Raw genomic sequence first — 7081 nt, forward strand, 5'->3', positions numbered from 1 at the left:
TGAGGATGAGGGCGAAGGGAGCGTACTCACGTACGTGACCTAGACCGAATTCCGAAAGCAACGCAGTAGATCGCCTTCGTGCAACAGTCTCTACCAGTTAATGTTTGATGCCGATGATTGAGATGCCTCCGGCTACGGCTAAGAGGGTGAGAAGTACGGAGAGGAGCACATAGAGGAGTGCCGAGAGGTAATGCCCTTCTGAGAGGGTGTGGAAGAGCTCTAGCCCGAAGGTGGAGAAGGTGGTAAAACCGCCACAAAAGCCAGTTATCAGGAGCAGGCTCCACCCACCCCACGTGGCACCCTCTTGCTGCGAAAGGGCATAAAACACCCCGATGAGGAACCCTCCAACTACATTGATCAGTAGCGTACCACTCCACGATGGAGCGGTAGTGATGTGCGTGGACCAAAGCGACGAAAGCCCATATCTCGAGAAGGCACCAAAGGCACCCCCTAAGGCAACTAATAGGTAATCCATCACCGAATAGAGTTAACTAATATGGGCAGAATTGCCTTCCCCCACCAACTGACTTTGGGAGAGGTAATTGGGATCTTCGGCATAGATAAAGAGAACACTGCCCCCTTTGATCGCATCAATTATCGGACGATTGAGTTGCTCCGGCAAGGCAGGGCAACCGAAGCTCCTACCCAGTCGTTGCCCCCCTCTGCAGATAGAGGGATTGGCATACTTGGCGCCGTGAATCACGATGGCTCTAGCTCGGGCATTGTCATTAAAGCCCTTCTCCAGCCCATCAAGCCGAAGTGAGTAACCATTACTCCCCCTGTAGGTCTCCCCTGTGAGGTAAAAGCCGAGCGAGCTTTGGTGGCTATTGCTTCGATTGGAGAAGTCAGTGGCATAGAGCGAACCGCTATTTCTACCGTGTGCCACCACACTCTCAAAGAGCATTGTCCCCTCCGCCATATCAATTACATAAAGTCGCTCACTATTGGAGGGCTTGGTGAAGTCAATAAGCGTAAGCAGCTCCTTGTGTCTTTGCGTCACTTTGTAGTAGCCGTGATAGGCGGTTCTAAAAGCCTTCGGACTCACCTTCCCCTCCAAGCCCAACTGACTATAGAGCAAGGCACAACTATCCACCTCAGCTACAGGCACCTCATCAGGAAGCTCGCGGCCTTGCCTACGAGGCTCTACCCCACTCATCATCACGAGCGAAAAGAGTAGAAGGGTGGAGAATACTATCTTCTTTTTCATATCGTTTGTCGTAGTAATGCCGGAATCTCATCAAGTCGAGTCACCTCGGTGACTGGATAGCGTAGCGACTGCTCTGGAAAAGGGAGCTGCTCTGGATTGAACCAGATACTGGGTAGCTTGGCATTCTGGGCACCCAAAATATCGGCGTCCCAGCTATCGCCAATCATGATCGCCTCACCCCGTCGCGTACCAGTTTTGCTAAGTGCTTGGTCAAATATCCCCTTGTAGGGCTTGCTGATCCCCACCTCCTCACTCAGCACTGTCACATCGATATAGGGAGCAATGCCCGACACCTCCATCTTACGCCGCTGTACCTCTGTAAAGCCATTAGAGACCACCACCACCTTATAGAGAGTTTTTAAGTATTGAAGCAATTCAATAGCCCCCTCTACCACCCCCTCCTTATGCGAAGAGAGGTGCAGAAAGCGGTCATTGAAGCGGAGAATCTCCTCCTCTGTAAAGTGTCGAATAGCCTCGAGGGGTCGGCGAAATCGCTCTATTGTAAGCTCGTACTTAGTAATCTCCGAGTGTCGATACTGATGCCACAGAGCTTCATTGCTCGGCCAATAGACCGACCAAAAATGGTCAAAGGAGGCATATCCACCAGCCCACCCCTCCTCGAGGTAGAGCTGATGGATAGCCTCCTTATTATTTTGCTGAGTGGCCCAGAGCGTATCGTCTAGGTCTATCAGTATGGTCTTGTACACCTTGGTTTATAGACTCACCTCTACCACTAAGTTGCGACCTAAGCTCCAGAAGCTATCGACGTCCTTAATCTTGAGGATCATATTCTTATTACCATCCTTAATCAATTCGTACGAGCTACTTGGGTGCTCGGTAAGCACCTTGGCCTTAGGCGCGAATAGAGGAATCTCCCTCACCTCACGGATATCAATGGTGATGAGATAATCCTTATTATATCCCTCAGGAAGCACCTTATCGGAGCGCAAGAAGCGACTACTGATGATGTTTTGCTCCTTCAGCTCCTCGTGAGTACCAAAGCAGTAGTGTGCTCGGTGCAGCTTACGGTCTTGATCCGAGATGGTCTTATCCTGTAGGGCAATCGTCGTCTCCTGAGCACCAGTGGTCTCATCTAGCTCACTGATTCGCTGACCCTGTTGCAAGATCAAGGAGTCCTTAGAGGCTAGCAACTGCGTCATGTGGGTAATGGCATTCTCCTTCTGTACAATCTGTTGCTGCAGCATATTGATCTTCTTATTAAGGGCAGAGATATTGATATCCTTGCGCTTCAGGTCCTCCAGCTTCCTTGCTAGTTCCTCTTTATTCTTCTCCAAAGAGGCAGTCATAGAGCGGACATCCGAGAGGAGTTGCTCCCGGTCGTTCTCAGTAAATTCACCACTTGCCTGCCCCATACGGAGTTTATTCTCAGCGTTCGAAACTTTATTGATCTCCTGCTCCACATCCATTACTAGTCCCAGCACACTCTCCAACTCCTGCTGGCTACGGGTGTTCTGAACTAGGAGCGAATCGTAGCTCTGCTGTAGCTTGGTATAGGACGAGCCCTTACCGTCACAAGAAGACAGACCTACCATAACAATTGCGGCGATAGTCGCCAATGAAAAAAGATGTTTCATACTGTTTGTTATCTAAAATTATGCTCTTTATACTTATTCACATGGACGCTCTCCTGCTTCTCTTGGGGGGCGACCATCACCACTATCTCGCCTAGTGGCTCATTTTCCTCAAAATAACTCTGAAGCTCCGACACACTTCCGCGGTGGAACTCCTCAAACTTTTTACTCAATTCACGAGCAACCACCACTTGGCGGTCACCGCCCACAATCTCTTGCAACTCCCCCAGTAGCTTCACCAAGCGCTTTGGTGATTCATAGAGGACCGTTGTCACATCACGCTCCACTAGAGCCTCTATCCGCGTCTTCCGCCCTTTTTTATTTGGCAAGAAACCTTCAAAAAAGAAGCGCTCACAAGGCAAACCCGAGCCCACCAAAGCAGGTACAAAAGCAGTTGGTCCTGGCAAACAAGTCACCTCAAGTCCCCGCTCCAAGCAGGCCCGCACCGCCATAAAGCCAGGATCGGAAATCCCAGGCGTACCCGCATCCGAGACCAAAGCTACCCGCTCGCCCCGCTCCACTCTACTTGCCAATTCCCCCGCTACAGAGTGCTCATTGTGGATATGAAAGCTCTTGAGCGGTGCCTGTATATCGTGGGCTTGAAAGAGTTTGGCAGTGGTCCGCGTATCCTCAGCATAGACCATATCCGCCTCCCTCAGCAGTCGCAACGCCCTCAGCGTAATATCCTCCATATTCCCCACAGGGGTAGGTATGACGACTAGTGGGTAGACCATAGGCTTGTTACTTACAACGATGCTCCTGAACAAACTCCAATAGGTGCTTCACCACCTCCTCATCACGCCCCAGCTTACGCACATCGTAGAGATAGCTCTCCACATGGGCCATACTGCTCAGAGGTTCCATCTCACGTAGCATATCCTCCAACGCCGCCTGATCGCCAAAAAAGAGCTCATTAGCAAAGAGGTAACGATCGGCAATGGTCAGATTGGAGAGCAGGTCAAAGCCCTTACGTGCCTCAAAGAGGTCCTCCATCGCCTCTTCCGAGCCAGCCTTAACGAAGAGATCGTCCAGAGAGTCGCTACTCTCCTTTTCGTTCTTTATCGGCTCGCCAACTGGTTCAAAAGCGATTGGCTCATGCTCCGTCGGCTCGTCATCACTCTCAAAGTCCCGAGCATAGAGCTCCTCAAGGCTCGAGATACAGGATATCTCACTTCGCTCACCACTAGGTGCTTCTGTGGAACCCGCTTCAGTCGACTCGCCTTTGGCACATAGCTCGGTATGCTTCACAAGGAGCTGAGCCACCTCTCTACGAAGTCGCTGCAAGTCGTCAGCCATCTTATCGATTCTCTGCAATATCCCTTCTGCCTCTTTATTGTACTCCATACGTTCAGTGACTTATCAAACTCCCTATTATACTGCACAAAAGTACACATAATTTTCCGAATACCCGCATTTCCACCGCCACCCCCTTCGTCCTCCTAATAAGGCGCTCCATTACTCCAATAAAGAAATCACTTAAATCAATTTAATAAGTTAGGACATTAATGTGTTCAATTTCCAAAAAAGTGGTGACTTGCACAAGGAAATAAGAAACACAAATCATATAATTAAGTACTTATGAGAAATGTATCGTATCGTGTATGGATAGTCTTTCTACTCCTTCTATCTGGAGGTCTACACCTCTATGGTCAAGAAAATGAAGGAAGGAGCTTAAAATGGAAAGTCGCTATCGGGAGGTTTTCTAATGAGACCCAATATGGCAAAGGCATCTTTTATGACCGTGAGAATGATCCAATCGCCAAGCAGGCTCAAGACATCTTAACCGCAAAATTAATTGCTTCAGGTAAATTCATCCTCGTTGAGCGCTCTGATGCCGAAGCAATCGCAAAAGAGATTGCCGATGGCAACAACGACAACAAGGTAACTGCCGACTATGTGATCCTCGGTTCAGTAACAGAATTCGGACGTAAGACTTCTGGCGAAGTAGGCCTTTTAACTGCCAAAAAGACCCAGCAGGTAGAGGCTGGAGTGAACCTTAGGCTGGTTGATGTCGCTACTGGGGTCGCAACCTATTCTGAGGAGGCTAAAGGGTATGCCAATACCACTAGCAAGTCCACTCTAGGAATGGGGGGCGTAAGTGGGTATGATGCTTCTCTAGCCGACAAAGCAATTTCTGCTGCTATAGATCAGCTAGTAGAGAACATTATCAATAAATGTGCAGACAAGCCTTGGCGTACCTATATAATCTCCATGGATGACGACGGAACTATCATTGCTGGGGGAGCCTCTCAAGGACTTGTTGCAGGCGATAGATTTGACATCTACGCAAAAGGAAAAAGGGTGAAGAACCCTCAGACAGGTGCTATGATTGAACTTCCAGGTAAAAAAGTGGGAGCCATTGAGGTGCAAATGACCTTGGGAGACACTCCGATGACTGAGTTCTCCATAGTCAATATCGTCGAAGGAGCTATTGACGGCTCTAAGCTCTCGGATTATTATATACAAGAAATAAGATAAAAAAATGAAGCATTTGAATTGGATTGGCCTCGCATTGAGTGCCATACTAGCAGTCGCTCTCCTTTCCTGTGGCACCGTAAATTCCGCAACAGGGGGCTTGGCTGATGAGGCCTATTTAAAGATAATTAGCGACAACAAGACCCTTGTTAAAGAAACCGTGGTAGTAACCATTAATGGTAGTAACCCCACAGAGACAAAGGTAATACAGACAAAAGGGAGCGAGGGGAAGAAGCCACAGTTTTATCTTAAGCCAGGCACTTATTCCATTGCTGTTAAGAGCAAAGAGGGAAGGGTGCTCTATAGTGGCAAGATATTTTTATCAACTAGAAAAACTAAATTGATAGAGCTACGATAAACATGAAACGTTTAATTCTTTTTTTGCTACCAGTAATCTTGACACTTTCCCTTTGTAGCTGTAGCACTACAAAAACCCTATATTCTTGGTACGGTTATGACAATGCTGTTCATACTTTCACTAAGGACAGAACGCCCAAAAGCGAAGAGCACCTTATTAAAGAGTACGAACGCCTTATAAACACCCCAAATGGCACTCGAAAAATGGTCCAGCCTGGAATATGTGCAGAATATGGGTATCTCCTTATCAAACAGGGGAAAAGAGAAGAGGGACTACAGCTCCTAAAAAAAGAGATTGAGCTATACCCAGAGAGCAAAGTATTTATTACAAGGATAATTAAGCAGTTTGAAAAATGAAAACTCACTACAATAGACTAGCCTTTTCAATAGCTTCGCTTCTGAGCTTGCTATTGCTACTTTCATCATGTGGGCTTACTGCCAACTATGGCAAGAAAGGGGAGGTATACAAAGAGCTATACGCCCAGAAACCTTTAAGCATACTAGTAATGCCTCCGATCAACAAGACAAATAAAGTAGAGGCTAAAGAGGCGGTGTATGCTTCACTTTTCCACCCTCTTGTAGAGAGAGGATACTACGTCTTTTCACCACTATTAGCTCAAGAACTTTTACAAAGTGAAAGCGCAGAAGATGCTGAATTATTTATTGACGGTAGCCTAAAGCCATTCAATAACGTGTTCACAGCTGACGCCGTGCTCTTTACTGTAATAAATAAGTGGCAGAAGATTGTGCTTACAAATACTATGGATGTGAATATTGAATACATCTTAAAATCTACCAAGGATAATAAAGTACTCTTTCAGAGAAGTGCTGATGTTACCGTAGATTGTAAGGTGGCTAACACCAGTAGTATGCTACTTAACTTGGTAGCAAATGCAGTAGCAACAGCCCTTTCCGACAACATAGTGGCTGCACGCAAAGCAAATGGTTTTATCCTTTCTGACATTCCTGATGGGAAATATGCTCCCCTTCACGACCAAGACCAAGATACCCCAGCAGGGCAAAAGGATATTACAGGTCGTGTAAAGCTCTAGCGACAGAGACACATTAACACTCGTAATAGGGTTCATAGGTTTCTATGAGCCCTATTACTTTTTACTGCCTGACCAAAAACCACTCGCAATACAAGGGCTACGCATTATAAGAGGTCATACCGTAGGGTATTCATAGGTGTGTCTAAAGGGGGAGGACCCCGGCTGAGGGGTCCGTGTTAAATAGGCACAGGTCAAGGCACGCAGTGCCGAAGACCTGTGTATAACGATGTACAAAACACCCTTACGACCCCGACTAAGGGGTCGGACAACCGAATCTAGAACACACCATTTTCCCTTAAAGTGTCTACATTTTCAGTAATAGAGGAGGCGGAGTGTCTACACTTTCAGGAATGCGATGATATAACGTCCACATATTCCGCATAGGGTGCGGAATGAAT

The 7081-nt window shown here is 47.4% G+C and carries 10 protein-coding genes; 4 read left to right on the top strand and 6 right to left on the bottom strand.

What is annotated here, in order from left to right; genetic code table 11:
• Positions 1-97: 97 nt before the first annotated feature.
• From crcB to HMPREF3027_RS01130, 6 genes are read right to left on the bottom strand one after another with little or no spacing between them, the layout of a single operon-like run.
• The gene (crcB, locus tag HMPREF3027_RS01105; protein ID WP_070706397.1) at positions 98-475 is read right to left on the bottom strand and encodes a fluoride efflux transporter CrcB; all 378 of its coding nucleotides are present in this window, start codon (positions 473-475) and stop codon (positions 98-100) included.
• Between the two features lie 12 nt (positions 476-487).
• Positions 488-1207 carry a murein L,D-transpeptidase catalytic domain family protein gene (locus HMPREF3027_RS01110; protein ID WP_070706398.1) on the bottom strand — a complete coding sequence of 240 codons (720 nt, stop codon included), beginning with the start codon at positions 1205-1207 and terminating at the stop codon, positions 488-490.
• Positions 1204-1914 carry a YjjG family noncanonical pyrimidine nucleotidase gene (locus HMPREF3027_RS01115; RefSeq protein ID WP_070706399.1) on the bottom strand — a complete coding sequence of 237 codons (711 nt, stop codon included), beginning with the start codon at positions 1912-1914 and terminating at the stop codon, positions 1204-1206. Before HMPREF3027_RS01115 ends, HMPREF3027_RS01110 begins: the two co-directional genes overlap by 4 nt.
• 6 nt (positions 1915-1920) lie before the next feature.
• Entirely contained in the window at positions 1921-2802 is an 882-nt protein-coding gene (locus HMPREF3027_RS01120; RefSeq protein WP_070706400.1) for a coiled-coil domain-containing protein, read from the bottom strand.
• Between the two features lie 8 nt (positions 2803-2810).
• Entirely contained in the window at positions 2811-3533 is a 723-nt protein-coding gene (gene rsmI, locus HMPREF3027_RS01125) for a 16S rRNA (cytidine(1402)-2'-O)-methyltransferase (protein WP_070706401.1), read from the bottom strand.
• A gap of 7 nt (positions 3534-3540) precedes the next feature.
• Positions 3541-4143, bottom strand: a complete 603-nt coding sequence (locus tag HMPREF3027_RS01130; protein WP_070706402.1) for a hypothetical protein — start codon at positions 4141-4143, stop codon at positions 3541-3543.
• Between the two features lie 234 nt (positions 4144-4377).
• Between HMPREF3027_RS01130 and HMPREF3027_RS01135 the strand changes: the two genes are divergently transcribed.
• Genes HMPREF3027_RS01135 through HMPREF3027_RS01150 form a run of 4 tightly spaced genes read left to right on the top strand, consistent with a single transcriptional unit; the run spans position 4378 to position 6683 of the window.
• A complete protein-coding gene (locus HMPREF3027_RS01135) occupies positions 4378-5277 on the top strand; it encodes a CsgG/HfaB family protein (RefSeq protein ID WP_070706403.1) in 900 nt (299 codons plus the stop codon).
• A 4-nt stretch (positions 5278-5281) separates the two neighbouring features.
• Entirely contained in the window at positions 5282-5632 is a 351-nt protein-coding gene (locus tag HMPREF3027_RS01140) for a hypothetical protein (RefSeq protein WP_018028628.1), read from the top strand.
• 2 nt (positions 5633-5634) lie between these two features.
• The gene (locus HMPREF3027_RS01145) at positions 5635-5988 is read left to right on the top strand and encodes a DUF4810 domain-containing protein (RefSeq protein WP_018028627.1); all 354 of its coding nucleotides are present in this window, start codon (positions 5635-5637) and stop codon (positions 5986-5988) included.
• Positions 5985-6683: a GNA1162 family protein gene (locus HMPREF3027_RS01150; RefSeq protein ID WP_018028626.1), complete on the top strand. Its 699-nt coding sequence runs from the start codon at positions 5985-5987 to the stop codon at positions 6681-6683. Before HMPREF3027_RS01145 ends, HMPREF3027_RS01150 begins: the two co-directional genes overlap by 4 nt.
• The last annotated feature ends 398 nt before the right edge of the window (positions 6684-7081 follow it).

It is taken from the genome of Porphyromonas sp. HMSC077F02 (assembly GCF_001815465.1).
In the GTDB taxonomy this organism is placed as follows: Bacteria; Bacteroidota; Bacteroidia; order Bacteroidales; family Porphyromonadaceae; genus Porphyromonas_A; species Porphyromonas_A somerae.